Genomic DNA, 13,290 nt, shown 5'->3' with positions numbered 1-13,290 from the left:
ATAACAACATTTTTAGCACCTGAACAGTTTACGCAGAGAAGGTAAAAATAAATGGAACAAACATGGCGTTGGTATGGCCCGCATGATCCGGTGTCGCTGGATGATATCCGTCAGGCGGGTGCAACTGGAGTAGTGACAGCATTACATCACATCCCGAATGGTGAAGTATGGCCGGTGAGTGAGATCAAGCAACGTCAGGCAGAGCTTGCCGCTAAAGGTTTGGTGTGGTCGGTAGTTGAAAGTGTCCCGATTCATGAAGAGATCAAAACGCACAGCGGCAACTATCAGCAACATATTGAAAATTATCAGCAAACGCTACGTAATCTGGCGGCCTGCGGTATTGATACCGTGTGCTATAACTTTATGCCAGTGCTCGACTGGACACGCACAGATCTGGAATATCAACTGCCAGATGGTTCCAAAGCATTACGTTTCGATCAGATAGCCTTTGCTACCTTCGAACTGCATATCCTTAAACGCCCTGGTGCGGTGAATGATTACACTGCGGAAGAACAGGCGCAGGCAGCAGATTACTTCGATGCGATGACTGAAGCGGATATCGCCAAGCTGACGGGCAATATTATTGCTGGTCTGCCGGGGGCTGAAGAAGGTTATACACTGGATCAATTCCGTGCACGTTTGGCGGAGTATAACGGCATCGATAAAGCGCAACTGCGTGAAAATATGGCTTACTTTCTGCAAGCCATTATACCGGTTGCCGAACAGGTTGGTCTGCGTATGGCGGTACATCCCGATGATCCACCGCGCCCAATCCTTGGCCTACCGCGGATTGTTTCCACCATTGAAGATATGCAGTGGCTGAAAGAGACAGTTGATAGTATTCATAACGGTTTTACTATGTGCACCGGCTCTTATGGGGTGCGGGCTGACAACGATCTGGTGAAGATGATCGAAACCTTTGGTGATCGTATTCATTTTACGCATTTACGCTCGACCTGCCGCGAAGGGAACCCAAAGACCTTCCATGAAGGCGGCCATCTGCAAGGCGATGTGGACATGTATTCCGTCGTCAAAGCCATCTTGACCGAAGAGCAACGCCGTCAGGCTGCCGGTGATATGCGTCCGATCCCGATGCGCCCAGACCACGGTCATCAGATGCTGGATGATTTGCATAAGAAAACCAATCCGGGCTATTCGGCGATTGGCCGTTTGAAAGGGTTAGCTGAGGTGCGTGGTGTGGAGTTGGCGCTGAAACGGGCGTTCTTCCCTGAACTAAAATAACCCGCCATCTTTCAAACTGCAGGTGTGTTGGCTGCACTCAATAACCCGAATCACTTACTTATGTAAGCTCATCGGGGTTATCTTGCTTGCCGCCTTCCTGCATCTTGAAATCTATAGGGTATAAAACAGTTAAGGGCCGGTTTCCCGGCTCTTAACATATTGAAAAATTAAGAGTATTGGGTATTATTCAGCGCGGCCCATATAACGGCGTTCCGCAATATGAATACGGATTTTCTCACCCGGGCTGATATATTCCGGCACCTGAATAGATAAGCCGGTGCTCATCACAGCAGGTTTGTTGCGAGCACTGGCCGATGCGCCTTTGATGCTTGGGGCGGTATCAACAATTTCCATATCAACAGTCTGCGGCAATTCCAGCGCCAATAATTGACCATCCATCGTCAGAACCTGCATGCCTGGCATGCCCCCTTCAGGAATAAATAACAGTTCTTCTTCGATCTGTTCTTTTTTGAAGTTATAAGGGGTGAAATCTTCATCATCCATAAAGACGTATTCGTCGCCATCGATGTAAGAGAAATTCACTGATCGGCGGGTCAGGGTGATGGTATCGAGGATCTCATCGCCTTTAAAACGCTCTTCAACTTTTAAACCGGTCCGCACATCAGAAAACCGCATTTTATACAGGGTACTTGCGCCACGGGCGCTTGGGCTTTGCACATCAATATCTTTCACCAGCAGTAACTTGCCGTTGAGGTTGACCGCCATACCACGTTTTATTTCGTTAGCTCTAGCCATTTATTAACCGCCAATCAGGATTGAAGATAAGTTGCGACAAGTTACTCGCGCCGCCAGTTTCAGGCAAGCAAATATCGCCTCCATATTTGAAGTCGCTGGGGCTATTCGCTTGCGGCCTGGCGGCAACAGTAAACGCTTTGGAGATAGCGCTAAAAAGAGGGTTATTCCCGTGTAAAAATGACCCTATTGATAGACCGGTAACCAGCCCAATAGTGCGGCAATATGGGTAATGGCATTGATCAAACCAAACAGGATGATAAAACCAATCATCAAACGCCCGCCGGGAGCACGATAAACAGCCTGTGGGAAGCGTTTACGGCTGGCCCGCGCCATCAGCGCTGGCACTATTACCGCCCAAATGGTAGCCGCTAAACCGGCAAATCCAATGGCATATAAGAAGCCATTCGGGAACAGCAGTGCACCGAGGGTCGGTGGCACAAAAGTGATCAGTGCTGATTTAGTCCGCCCGTTACGGGTATCACTAAATTTAAAGAAGTCGGCAATATAATCAAACAACCCCAGAGATACCCCAAGGAATGAGCTAGCCAGCGCCATATAAGAGAAAGCATTGAGTAACTGGCTGGTGGCCTGACTGGTCGAAATGGTGTCCATCTGTTTTAGCAGGCTACCGATGTTGCCACCGTCAGCAATCACCTGTTTGAAGGCGTCACGGGCGATATTACCTTGAATAGCATACTGCCATAGGACATAAATGATTAACGCGATCAGGGTGCCGTACAGCAGACTGCGCACCACTGCTTTGCTGTCTTTGTGGTAGTACTTCACCAGCCCCGGTACATTACCGTGATAACCAAATGAGGTCAGCAAGTAGGGCAGTGCGGCCAGTGCATAAGGTAAATAGCGGGCGCTGCTATCAGTTTGATTGAATAGAACGGCACTTTGTACATGGCTAAACATGTCACCAACCGACATGACAAATGTAATTACCATTCCGCCGATTAATATCGTACTTAAGCGATCCACTGCGCGGGTCGATAACCAAACGATAAATGCGACCAATAACACAAAGATAAAGCCAGCACCGGTCTGACCAATCCCCACGACATTTTGTAGGGTGTGAGAAATGATTGAGCCACCGGCGGAGATATAAGCGTAGGTCAGGATGTAGAGCACAAAGGTTATCGACAATCCATTGATGGAACTCCAGATCTTACCCAGCAGGTCTTGTACCATGGTGTGAAAGCTGGCCCCGGTGGGGTAGTTCAGGTTAGCTTCCAAAATCATCAAGCCAGAAATCAGCATACAAGCCCAGGTATAAATCAGCAGTATTACTGAGCCGCTGAACCATACCCCGGCTGTGACGATTGGGATTGAGAACATCCCCGCCCCTACAGCGGTTCCGGCGACTATCATCGCCCCGCCAAGGACGGAAGGGCGTGATAACGGTTGGGATACATCCATCGACATCGGTAACTCCAAATATCCTTCATCCTTGCCGCTACAGCAGAATTTGTTGTCTTGCTGTAACGTTAATGACGCGGGCTATAAATAATAGGTTAGTGGTTCTTTTGTACTAGCTTAATGGTACATGCTGGTGAGGGTTCTGTAAACAGACGAATATACTCATGCCGATCATATGATCAGTGATTAGTCTGGTGATGGGATTAACTTGTGATTGAATATCGTACAAATTGGGATTTTAACGGTTAAAAAGTGAACTGATGGTGCGGAGGTGAAAAGCACCGCCTATGGCATGGATCGGTTATTAAACCGCCGGGCAAGGATAGTGCTGGTAGTTAATGGGGGTGATTGCTATTGTCTGCTGTTATTCCACCAGCCTACAGGAGCCTGCTGATGGACTGTCGCTCAGATTGCGGTGCCTGCTGTATTGCTCCTTCTATTTCCAGCCCGATCCCCGGTATGCCATTCGGTAAGCCTGCCAATACCCGTTGTCTGCATTTGGATGAGACTATGCGTTGCGCCATTTTTCATTCCCCTTCACGCCCGGCAGTATGTGCCAGCTTACAAGCATTGCGGGAGATGTGTGCTGATACCCGAGAACAAGCGTTGGTCTATTTGATTAAGCTGGAAGCGGATACCGCCCCTTCGTGATAGAACGGGCGGCATTATCACGACAGGTCTGATAGGGGCGTTACTTCATATTAGTCATCGGTGTTGCTTCGATGACGAGTGTTTCCAGTGGTTTTAGCGTAACAATCACCGGCTTACTGTAATCGAGCGGCAGAGTTGCATTGGTGCCATATACCCTCTTAAGTGTGAAGCTCGTTGCTTCGCCGCTCGGAGTTTCGAAGTTTTTAGTTAGATCTAAATAGTAACTTTGTTCTTTGTCGGATGGATTACGCAATCCAAATACCGCTTTATCTTTATTCCATGAGGCCCAGCCATAAACTTCCAGTGCAGTAGGGTCACCGCCAATCCAATGGGTATCAACCAGCACATCGCTATTTTTCCGTGACCATTTAGCGGCGGTCGCCAGCGTATCCCATTTGTTGTTATTTAACATGGACGGCGTGATGTAAAGCTCTTGTAGCTGGGTTCCCGTTGCAAAGTAGCTCCAGACCTGATCAGCAAAGTCATGGTCGGTCTGCACTTTTTCCAACCCAAAATAGGCATTTTCCGCGCTAACAATGCCGTGGTACATCAGCGAGTTTATCGGGAATATCCTTGTTATTTGAGGTCCAGAAAGGTTATTTGCATTTTGAGTCGGTGCTTTGAGTCTGATAATGATTAGAATTCATGATGTTACCCGACGGTAGCCGGGCAACATTTTGATGACACAAGATTTATAGCGAGGTTTCAGTTTCGGGGATTAACTTATTAGCTGATCCACAGACGATGATTTTACTGCGCACGACGTCTTTCATGGCATCCATACCGACGCGCATGTAATAGCGCGGGTCGTTACCTTCCGGGTTATCGCCAAACCATTTTTTCACCGCCGCGGCGAAGGCGATTTTCAACTCAGTTGCTACGTTTACTTTGCAAACACCCAGTTCAATGGCTCGTCTGACATAGTCATCAGGGACATCGCTTGCACCATGTAGAACCAATGGAATATCGACGGTTTCATGGATTTCTGCCAGGCGCTGGAAATCAATTTTTGGCCGTTTGGCGTACAGGCCGTGGGCTGTTCCTATCGCAACCGCGAGGCTATCGACACCGGTAAGTTCCACAAAGCGACGCGCTTCTTGTGGGTCAGTGAGAAAAGCACTCTCCTCATCGACATCCATATCGTCTTCCACCCCCCCCAGACGGCCTAACTCAGCTTCAACGCTACAATCGTGGCGATGACAAAAATCGACGACACTCTTCACCAGACCCACATTCTCAGCGAATGGGAAGTGGCTACCGTCAATCATCGCACTGCGTACACCGGCGTTGACCTTGCGGCTGATATCGTCCAGTGACTCGTGATGGTCGAGATGCAGCGCGAGCGGCATGCCATAACTTTCAGAGTAGGCTTCGCACAGTGCGTAGATTTCTTCAAAAGCGATGTGCTTAAAGGTGCCGGGCGTACCTGCAAGGATCACCGGTGATTGCATCTCTTTGCAAACTTCTAGAATGGCCTGAATGGTTTCCGCGTTATGGATATTAAAAGCAGGTACGGCGTAGCGCCGAGCCTGCGCATCCTGCAAAAGATATTTGGTAGAAATAATGCTCATGTAGTGATCCTCTCAGCCTTTCCAGGGATGAATAACGACGCCTTTCACTACACGGTTTACCGTGCCGCTGGCGGAAGGCGTGTCGGGGGTGATACCTGCTTTGATAGATTCGCTGAGAGCGAAAATCTGTGTGTACATCAGGAAGCAGAACGCCTGTTCGACATCAATAAACTCTCGGGCTGCGGGTAACAAAATATGCGGGCCTGCGTCGATTTCTGGGCTGGATTCGGCACAAATCGCTACGACGCGCATCGCTTGTTGGTCGCGGCGCAACTCAGCCAGTAAGTCGAGGTCGTATTGACGGGTATAAGGGTGGCTTGAAACCAACACCACAACCAGCGTTTCAGCGTTAACCAGTGATTTTGGTCCGTGGCGAAAGCCGGTGGGGGACTCATAAAACGCCGCTAATTTACCTGCCGTTAGCTCCAGCACTTTCAGTGCAGATTCGCGCGCCACGCCTTGTAATCCGCCACTGCCGAGGTAAACAATCCGTTTAAAGGGCAGGTCACCAAATACGGCAGTGCTAAAGTCGCCCTGCGAAGTAACTATCTGCTTACAGCGCGTTGCGACATCCTGAAAACTGGTGCTGTTGATGACCTCGGGGGCGAAGACCGCCAAACAACTGGCCATCATGGTACTGATGCTACTGGTCATGGCGAAACCACGGTCATGGGTTTCGGTTGGCATTAACAGTGCCAGTGCGTTATCACTTTTCAACGCATTGTGATACAAGCTGCCGGCTTCATTGCAGGTGATGACCAGATGGTGGCACTGGCTGACAAGTTGGTTGGTTAAGTCTACTGCGGCGACGCTTTCAGGGCTGTTACCGGAGCGTGCAAAGGAGATGAGCAGTGTCGGGCGCTGGGGAGATAAATAGTCAGCAGGATTAGTAACGAGGTCCGTTGTGGGCACTGCGACAAAATTTCTCTCGCTATGGCGCGACAGCCACGGTGCAATAATATCGCCGATAAATGCTGAGGTACCGGCACCTGTCAGGACAATCTGTAGGTCAGATGTTTGCAGGAGCGGCGCAAGGAAAGTGTCGATATCGTTACGTTGACGTTCAATGTTTTTTAACGATCGGATCCAGCTTGCTGGTTGCTGGCGGATCTCTTTTTCAGTCCAGGTTGATGTGCCGCAAGTACCGGCAGATTGGGTTTCGCTCATAACTCAGTCCTTAGTAGTACATATTCAATGGGTCAGTACAAAGTAGAACATGACAATCTTTCGTTTCATTTCATTTCATCAATTTTATGTCTAAGTGAAAATCTATAGAAAAGAAAACGAAAGGTCAATATAAGAAAAGTAATAAAACGAAAAACGTGATCTGGAAGTGGGATTTATGTTTTTATTTTATTGATTTATATGGATATATTATATTTATTTAATACATGGCTTAGAGCATAAAGAAAGGAAAAGAAAGGTTTGTGGCGGAATCGGCCACAAACCAAAGTGATATATAATGAAAGGTCTACAGGGCGATTCGTTGTCCATCAATCCAAATGGTTTGTAGCATGAGCCGCGAATCAAGCGCGATAATGTTGGCTCGTTTGCCTGCCGACAGAGAACCATATGTGTGGTCAAGTCCCAACATTTTGGCAGGGTGCAGCGAGGCCATATGAATCGCATCCGCAGCAGGGACACCCACGTTATTGACCAGATTTCGCACCGCTGCATCCAACGAAAGTGTACTTCCGGCCAGCCCTCCAGAGGCAGTACGGACAATACCCTGTTGCATTGTTACTGGATGACCGCAAATCGTATAGTCGCCATCAGGCATTCCAGCCGCGCTCATCGCATCGGTTATCAGCAATACTCGAGGCTTGGCGCAGGTACAGCAAAGGCTCATTACTGCGGGGTGAACATGGTGACCATCTGCTATCAACTCAAGCCATGCTCGCTTATCGGTGAGCCCTGCGCCAACCATGCCGGGATTACGGTGATGAAGACCGGTCATACCGTTAAAGCAATGCACCAGTCCATCGGCTCCCACATCAAACGCACGAATAGTTTCTTCATAGTTCGCCGCGCTGTGGCCGAGCATGACCTTTATCCCCTGGCTTTTTAGATACTTAATCGCCGCCAGCGCACCCGATTTCTCAGGTGCCAATGCCACAACACGTAATGTGTGTTGTGACACGTCAATCAACCTGTTTAGCTCAGTAATATCCAGCTCACGGAACAGCTCCGGTGGATGTGCCCCTTTGTTCTGCGGGGTGAAGTAAGGGCCTTCAAGATAGCTACCCAACACCGTCGCACCTTGTCCACCTTGATGGTAGCGCTGCGCAATACGCCGCAGTGCACACTCTATTTCCCCAAGGGGAGCGGTGACGGTGGTCGGCAACCAGCCACCCACCCCTTCGCGTGCTTTATACAATGCCAACTGATCCAGTATCTCTGGCGAGTCATCCATGACATCGACACCATCACCGCCGTGGACATGAATATCGATATAGGCTGGGCACAGTAGTTCAAAGTCGCGCAGCGTAACCCCTGCGGGGATTGGCTCGATGGCAACGATGGTGTTGCCATCTATGCGTAACTGATGGTCGTCGAGCCAGCCATGCTCGGTCAGCACCCGTCTGGCTCGCAACAGTGCTGTCATATACCTTCCTCGACAGGGGCGGCTTCGCGATAACGGCCCATTTCGTCCACCAGACTGGTCAACCCTCGGTGACCACACTCTAGCGCCTGAAGGCGGAACTCTTTACTACTGAGGCCATCGCGCTCCAGCACCATCTCCAGCAAAAGCTGTAGATTTACTCCGGTGATCACTTCACGTTCTGCTTTCTGCATTGCCAGCGTCGAGGCCACGCGGAAGGGGGTACCTCCGAGCAAATCCGTCAAAAAAATCAGCCCTTCTTTTTCATCCAGATTAGCTAACGCCTCTTCAAACTGAGCGGTAAGCAGCGCGGTGGAGGAGCTTTCAGGAAAATCGATGGCTATCACTTGCTGTTGTTCGCCAAGTATTTGTTTCATCGCTTTTTCCAGTCCGGTGGCAAACCCACCGTGACCGCTAAGAATAATGCTTAACATGGAGTTTCCTCTTGCTTACAAAAAGTGGCCAAATTTTCCAACAACGCCTAATACCACGGTCAGCCCGATGAGTCGCAGAGGGCTCCAGCCACGGCGCACTAACCAGTACATCGTGAGGGTGTATACCAGTGGGAGGAAGGCTGGCATCAGTTTGTCGATAACATCGGTTTGCAGCTTAACCACAGCATCGCCTGCGGTGATTTCAAGCGTGGTGGACAAGCGAACGTAGGTGGCGACAAGTGCACCGATCACCGTCATCCCAACGATAGAAGCCGCTCGCCCCACTTTAAGTGTATTGGCTTTGATAAGCGGGATAGCCGCGACACCCATGCGATAGGCATAGTGAGCAAGCCCGAAACGAAGCCCAAGATGGACGACATTAAACATCACGAGAAATACGATTGCGCCGAGGATCGAACCTTGCAGGGCCAAACTGGCTCCAATACCGCCACAGATGGGGAGCAAGGTCAGCCAGAACATCGCATCACCAATTCCTCCCAGTGGCGCACCAACGGCGATTTTCGTACTTTGAATACTGTTCACATCCTGTTTTGAACGTTCCATCGCCAGTATGATGCCGATGACAAACGTCACCAGGAAAGGATGGGTGTTGAAGAACCCCATATGGCCTTTCATCGCCCGCGCCAGATCATTTTTATTGGTGTGGATCTTTTTCAGCGCGGGCAATATGCCATACAGCCAGCCGGAAGCCTGCATACGCTCATAGTTAAATGAGGCTTGCAGCAGCATGGAACGCCATGCCACGCGGTTGATATCTTTCTTTGTCAGCTCCGCACCGATACTTTGGTCTTCATAGATATTGTCGTTGCTATCAATGACCGGCTTTTCAGTGACGTTAGCGCTTGGCAGAACCTGAGTATTAGATACCATCTTCGAATTCCTCTTTCTGAGTGCTGGAAGTCTGCTGCGGAGTTGAGTCTTTACGCATGAAATCGATTAACGCCATTGCCAAGGCTGCGGCGGCAATCGCCAGTACCGGTAGTTTCAGCCAGGCCGCAGCAACAAAGCCAAGAATGAAGTAGGGGATATAAACGTTTTTCATCATTATTTTCAGCAATACGGCAAAGCCGATTGCAGGCATGATGCCACCAGCTACACCAAGGCCGTCTATCAGGCGGGCTGGCAAGACATCAATGACCGTCTTCGCATGCTCAGCACCAAAATAGATGGGCAAGAATGCGCACAGAAAATAGAACGTACCCAGAGCCAGCAAGGCCAGATAATTAACGCGTTCAATGCCGTCGGTATCCGCATTTGCCGCCATCCGGTCGCAGCGCGCCATCACACCAGACATGATAGAGAACAAGAAGGTGATGCCCATTTGCACCGCCACGGCGAACGGCACGGCAACCCCAACCGCGACCTCCGGTTTTACACCGGCAGTAATAGCAAAGGCCGTGCCGACAATAGTCCCGATAATCACATTCGGCGGTTGGGCACCGGCCAGTGGAGCAAGCCCCATCCAGACCAGTTCCAGAGTACCACCGGTGAGTATCCCCATATGAAGGTCGCCAAGGATCAGGCCAACCAACGGCCCAAGGACCACCGGGCGGTGCATATGTGTCAGGCCGTTGAACATATCCAAGCCAGCAATAAAGGCCAGAATCCCCAACGCGGATGCCTGTAATAAGCTAATTTCCATAGAAAATACCTCAGAGGAGTTTGTAGAGATCCTGAGCGGGCTCGGTCGGCACGCCCTGAATAAAACATTCCACCCCTGCTTTTCTCAGGCCATAGAAAGCGGCAATATCCTGATCATCGACAGAGACGGTTTTCGCTATTTGTTGTTTACCTTCGGCATAATGCATGTTGCCGACATTGATTCGGGCCACGGGTACGTCACCGTTGACCAGCGTTAGAAAGTCTTCGGGACTTTTGCAGACCAGTAAAATTTTCTGCCGATCGGTTGCACGATGAATATTGTCGATCACTTTTTGCAGTGGCCAGAAGCGCACGGCAATCCCTTCTGCCAAAACCATTTCCATCAGGTTTTGTTGAACCTGATCTTCGGCAACTTCATCATTGGCAACCAACACCAGATTTGCTCCGGCAAAACCAACCCATTGAACACCAACCTGGCCGTGAATCAGGCGCTCATCAATACGACTTAATACAATGTTTGGCATGTTTTATTCCTTATTATCATTGTGTTAATGGGATGACGATGTTCCCATGCAGGCTGCATGGTACTGGCGCAATACATCCTGAATATGGTCAATAATCAGTTCGTGCGGTGTTGCCGCGAGCCGGCCTTCACGGACCTTAACGTATTGAAGTGGCAGATACTGGCTGATCAACGGCAAGGGCAGTGGTTTGTCCGTTAAATTATTTACTAACCGAGCATAAGCCTGGTCAATGTGGTGATCGGGCCAGTAGTAACGAACGCGGTCAGAATAGCTGTAGCCGCGCGCCAGACGACGTTCATCGTTATTACCGTGATAATGCTGTTTCCAGTGCTCCGGGTGTTCCTGCATGACGCTTTCCAGCACATCTCGTAGCCCCGAACATTGGTATGCGGGGCGGAGTTCCTGCTCGATAGCGGCCAGTGAAAATAGCGCTTCACGTAACGCGAAAGTGAGTGCCGGACCCACTTTCAAAATGGCAAAGTGGTGCTGAACTAGCTGTTGTAGGGCGAGCGGAGTTTGGTAATCGGTGGAGTGAGCTTCAAAGACCATCGTGTCAAACTCTTCGATAGTCTGGCTCAGAGCAAGAGATTTCTCAGGTTGATAATCAATAACATGAGTATGATCGAATTCTACACCGGGTTGGACGACTAGCCCGATAATGCGTGGCCACAGGTGGTGCAAACCTTGTTGTTCAAAAGCATGACGATGAGCCTCGAGCGTTGCTTTTGCCGCTTGGGGAGAGGTGACCACCAGCGTTGACAGCGTTTCATGTGCTCCTCCTGGAACAGGGACTTCCGTTCCAATAACATAAACCAGATCAGACGAACCTTGTTTTTCCTTGCGGGTCTGTTCTGCAATTAAGGCAAGCCTTGCTGCTCTCCCGGCGACGATTTCATCTGTTAATGGCACTGGGTCATCTGCACAAGACATACTGCAATCAAGGTGAATTTTCTTAAAGCCAGCCGCGACATAATGGCGAATAAGTTCTTCTGCATGAGACATAGCCTCTGCGGCTGGGGCGTTTTGCCAGCGATTTGGCCCCAGATGATCGCCCCCTAACACCAACTGATTGCGAGGGAAGTGATGTTTATCCGCCAGTTGCTCAACAAAACCACGGAAGTCATCTGGGGTCATACCGGTATAGCCGCCATACTGATCCACCTGATTGGAGGTGGCTTCTATTAATAAGATGGATTGCGCGTCCCGGGCGTGGCGCATTGCTGCTTCCAGAACCAATGGGTGAGCAGAACAGACGGCAAAAATGCCACATCGCTTATCGTGCTTATGGTCGGCCACAAACTCGGTTAAATGTTTCACTTTCCTCTCCGTATGGGTTTTTGATTACTTGTGTCTTTCGGTTTGTTTCATTGATACTGCTTTATGGGTTTATAAAAACAAAACGAAAGATAACGGAAATGAGATCTGTTTCGCAAAAGAAACATAGTGAAAGGTTTTTTTATCGGGTGATAGCACGGTTTGGCCTAATGTAAAGACTTGCTTTCCGGCAAAAGAAAGGTGTTAATAGATGAAGTGAAATGAAACGAAAGGCTTTTGGGAAGGATCTGATATGAGCAATACCGATTCAGTAATGGACAAGCGTATAACGGGCACCAGTGAAAGGCGTGAGCAGATAATTCAGCGGCTTCGTCAGCAAGGAAGTGTTCAGGTTAATGATTTATCGTCATTCTTTGGTGTTTCTACGGTGACTATCCGCAACGATTTGGCCTTTCTGGAAAAGCAGGGGATTGCTGTACGTGCATACGGCGGTGCGCTGGTGTGTGATGCTGGCACACCTGGCGTTGAACCCACGGTAGAAGATAAAAGCTCCCTTAATATTTCTTTAAAGCGCGATATTGCTCGCGTTGCTGCAAATCTGATTAAACCTGGGCACCGCGTGATTCTGGACTCGGGCACGACCACTAATGAAATAGCGCGTCATATGCGTAATCATAAGGAGGTCATTGCTATGACAAACGGCATGAATGTGGCGAACGCGCTGCTTGAGGCTGAGGGGGTGGAATTGCTGATGACAGGAGGGCACTTACGCCGCCAGTCCCTTTCCTTCTATGGGGATCAGGCTGACCAGTCCTTGCAAAATTATCATTTCGATATACTTTTTCTTGGTGTAGACGCCATCAGTCTTGAGCGCGGTGTGAGCACGCATAATGAAGACGAAGCTCGCCTAAATCGCCGAATGTGTGAAGTCGCGGAACGCATCATTGTGGTCACTGATTCCAGTAAATTTAACCGTTCCAGCCTGCATAAAATAATTGATACCCAGCGCATACATATGGTTATCACCGATAAAGGTATTCCAGAGGAAAGTTTGAATGGATTACGAAAAGGTGGGATTGAAGTGCTCCTTGTTGGGGAATAAAAACCGTCTCTTGGCCGCCTTTTAGCCTACCGCTATAAAGTAAAGTCCCAGCCAAGAGGCCGGGACTTTGTCAGTAATTTAAGGGAAA

At 49.5% G+C, this 13,290-nt stretch carries 13 protein-coding genes and 1 pseudogene; 3 read left to right on the top strand and 11 right to left on the bottom strand.

Features of this window, described 5'->3' with window-relative positions; all coding sequences use genetic code 11:
• The first annotated feature begins 51 nt into the window (after positions 1 to 51).
• Complete coding sequence (uxuA, locus tag Q2T71_RS13350) at positions 52 to 1,242, top strand: mannonate dehydratase (protein ID WP_372559389.1); 1,191 nt, start codon at positions 52 to 54, stop codon at positions 1,240 to 1,242.
• 183 nt (positions 1,243 to 1,425) lie between these two features.
• On the opposite strand, the gene yeiP is transcribed toward uxuA, so the two are convergent.
• Together yeiP and mtr are read right to left on the bottom strand one after the other, a co-directional pair.
• A complete protein-coding gene (gene yeiP / locus Q2T71_RS13345) occupies positions 1,426 to 1,998 on the bottom strand; it encodes an elongation factor P-like protein YeiP (protein ID WP_005193072.1) in 573 nt (190 codons plus the stop codon).
• Positions 1,999 to 2,181: 183 nt separating this feature from the next.
• Positions 2,182 to 3,426 carry a tryptophan permease gene (gene mtr, locus Q2T71_RS13340; protein ID WP_372559388.1) on the bottom strand — a complete coding sequence of 415 codons (1,245 nt, stop codon included), beginning with the start codon at positions 3,424 to 3,426 and terminating at the stop codon, positions 2,182 to 2,184.
• 387 nt (positions 3,427 to 3,813) lie between these two features.
• On the opposite strand from mtr, the gene Q2T71_RS13335 reads away from it, so the two are divergent.
• Positions 3,814 to 4,071, top strand: coding sequence for a YkgJ family cysteine cluster protein (locus tag Q2T71_RS13335; protein WP_083158365.1), 258 nt, complete (start codon positions 3,814 to 3,816; stop codon positions 4,069 to 4,071).
• Positions 4,072 to 4,111: 40 nt separating this feature from the next.
• Here the strand turns inward: Q2T71_RS13335 and Q2T71_RS13330 are convergent.
• The 9 genes and pseudogenes from Q2T71_RS13330 to kbaZ all read right to left on the bottom strand — a co-directional run.
• Positions 4,112 to 4,642 (bottom strand): annotated as a pseudogene (locus Q2T71_RS13330) (enterotoxin); the annotation flags it as partial.
• A gap of 121 nt (positions 4,643 to 4,763) precedes the next feature.
• On the bottom strand, positions 4,764 to 5,642 hold the full coding sequence (kbaY, locus tag Q2T71_RS13325; protein WP_372559387.1) for a tagatose-bisphosphate aldolase subunit KbaY: 879 nt from the start codon (positions 5,640 to 5,642) through the stop codon (positions 4,764 to 4,766).
• Positions 5,643 to 5,654: 12 nt separating this feature from the next.
• The gene (locus tag Q2T71_RS13320) at positions 5,655 to 6,809 is read right to left on the bottom strand and encodes an SIS domain-containing protein (protein ID WP_372559386.1); all 1,155 of its coding nucleotides are present in this window, start codon (positions 6,807 to 6,809) and stop codon (positions 5,655 to 5,657) included.
• Positions 6,810 to 7,113: 304 nt separating this feature from the next.
• Complete coding sequence (gene nagA, locus Q2T71_RS13315; protein WP_372559385.1) at positions 7,114 to 8,247, bottom strand: N-acetylglucosamine-6-phosphate deacetylase; 1,134 nt, start codon at positions 8,245 to 8,247, stop codon at positions 7,114 to 7,116.
• On the bottom strand, positions 8,244 to 8,678 hold the full coding sequence (gene agaF / locus Q2T71_RS13310; RefSeq protein ID WP_005193054.1) for a PTS galactosamine/N-acetylgalactosamine transporter subunit IIA: 435 nt from the start codon (positions 8,676 to 8,678) through the stop codon (positions 8,244 to 8,246). The genes nagA and agaF overlap by 4 nt, the downstream gene beginning before the upstream one ends.
• 15 nt (positions 8,679 to 8,693) lie before the next feature.
• Positions 8,694 to 9,569, bottom strand: coding sequence for a PTS N-acetylgalactosamine transporter subunit IID (gene agaE, locus Q2T71_RS13305; RefSeq protein WP_372559384.1), 876 nt, complete (start codon positions 9,567 to 9,569; stop codon positions 8,694 to 8,696).
• The gene (agaW, locus tag Q2T71_RS13300; RefSeq protein ID WP_005193049.1) at positions 9,559 to 10,341 is read right to left on the bottom strand and encodes a PTS N-acetylgalactosamine transporter subunit IIC; all 783 of its coding nucleotides are present in this window, start codon (positions 10,339 to 10,341) and stop codon (positions 9,559 to 9,561) included. The genes agaE and agaW overlap by 11 nt, the downstream gene beginning before the upstream one ends.
• Before the next feature lie 10 nt (positions 10,342 to 10,351).
• Entirely contained in the window at positions 10,352 to 10,825 is a 474-nt protein-coding gene (gene agaV, locus Q2T71_RS13295; protein WP_083158371.1) for a PTS N-acetylgalactosamine transporter subunit IIB, read from the bottom strand.
• Positions 10,826 to 10,849: 24 nt separating this feature from the next.
• Positions 10,850 to 12,142, bottom strand: a complete 1,293-nt coding sequence (gene kbaZ, locus Q2T71_RS13290) for a tagatose-bisphosphate aldolase subunit KbaZ (protein WP_372559383.1) — start codon at positions 12,140 to 12,142, stop codon at positions 10,850 to 10,852.
• Positions 12,143 to 12,392: 250 nt separating this feature from the next.
• Here kbaZ and Q2T71_RS13285 point away from each other — a divergent pair, with 250 nt between their 5' ends.
• Positions 12,393 to 13,202 (top strand): DeoR family transcriptional regulator, encoded by an 810-nt coding sequence (locus Q2T71_RS13285; protein WP_083158372.1) that lies wholly within the window; start codon positions 12,393 to 12,395, stop codon positions 13,200 to 13,202.
• The last annotated feature ends 88 nt before the right edge of the window (positions 13,203 to 13,290 follow it).

The sequence above is a fragment of the Yersinia sp. 1652 StPb PI genome (assembly GCF_041538345.1).
GTDB classification, from domain to species: domain Bacteria; phylum Pseudomonadota; class Gammaproteobacteria; order Enterobacterales; family Enterobacteriaceae; genus Yersinia; species Yersinia enterocolitica_E.
The sequence above is the reverse complement of the archived record's forward strand: the minus strand, read 5'-3'. Positions and strand labels throughout refer to the sequence as shown.

Coding starts and splice junctions, on each gene's coding strand:
- uxuA (WP_372559389.1), top strand. CDS start 52: ATGGAACAAACATGGCGTTGGTATGGCCCGCATGATCCGGTGTCGCTG.
- yeiP (WP_005193072.1), bottom strand. CDS start 1,998: ATGGCTAGAGCTAACGAAATAAAACGTGGTATGGCGGTCAACCTCAAC.
- mtr (WP_372559388.1), bottom strand. CDS start 3,426: ATGTCGATGGATGTATCCCAACCGTTATCACGCCCTTCCGTCCTTGGC.
- Q2T71_RS13335 (WP_083158365.1), top strand. CDS start 3,814: ATGGACTGTCGCTCAGATTGCGGTGCCTGCTGTATTGCTCCTTCTATT.
- kbaY (WP_372559387.1), bottom strand. CDS start 5,642: ATGAGCATTATTTCTACCAAATATCTTTTGCAGGATGCGCAGGCTCGG.
- Q2T71_RS13320 (WP_372559386.1), bottom strand. CDS start 6,809: ATGAGCGAAACCCAATCTGCCGGTACTTGCGGCACATCAACCTGGACT.
- nagA (WP_372559385.1), bottom strand. CDS start 8,247: ATGACAGCACTGTTGCGAGCCAGACGGGTGCTGACCGAGCATGGCTGG.
- agaF (WP_005193054.1), bottom strand. CDS start 8,678: ATGTTAAGCATTATTCTTAGCGGTCACGGTGGGTTTGCCACCGGACTG.
- agaE (WP_372559384.1), bottom strand. CDS start 9,569: ATGGTATCTAATACTCAGGTTCTGCCAAGCGCTAACGTCACTGAAAAG.
- agaW (WP_005193049.1), bottom strand. CDS start 10,341: ATGGAAATTAGCTTATTACAGGCATCCGCGTTGGGGATTCTGGCCTTT.
- agaV (WP_083158371.1), bottom strand. CDS start 10,825: ATGCCAAACATTGTATTAAGTCGTATTGATGAGCGCCTGATTCACGGC.
- Q2T71_RS13285 (WP_083158372.1), top strand. CDS start 12,393: ATGAGCAATACCGATTCAGTAATGGACAAGCGTATAACGGGCACCAGT.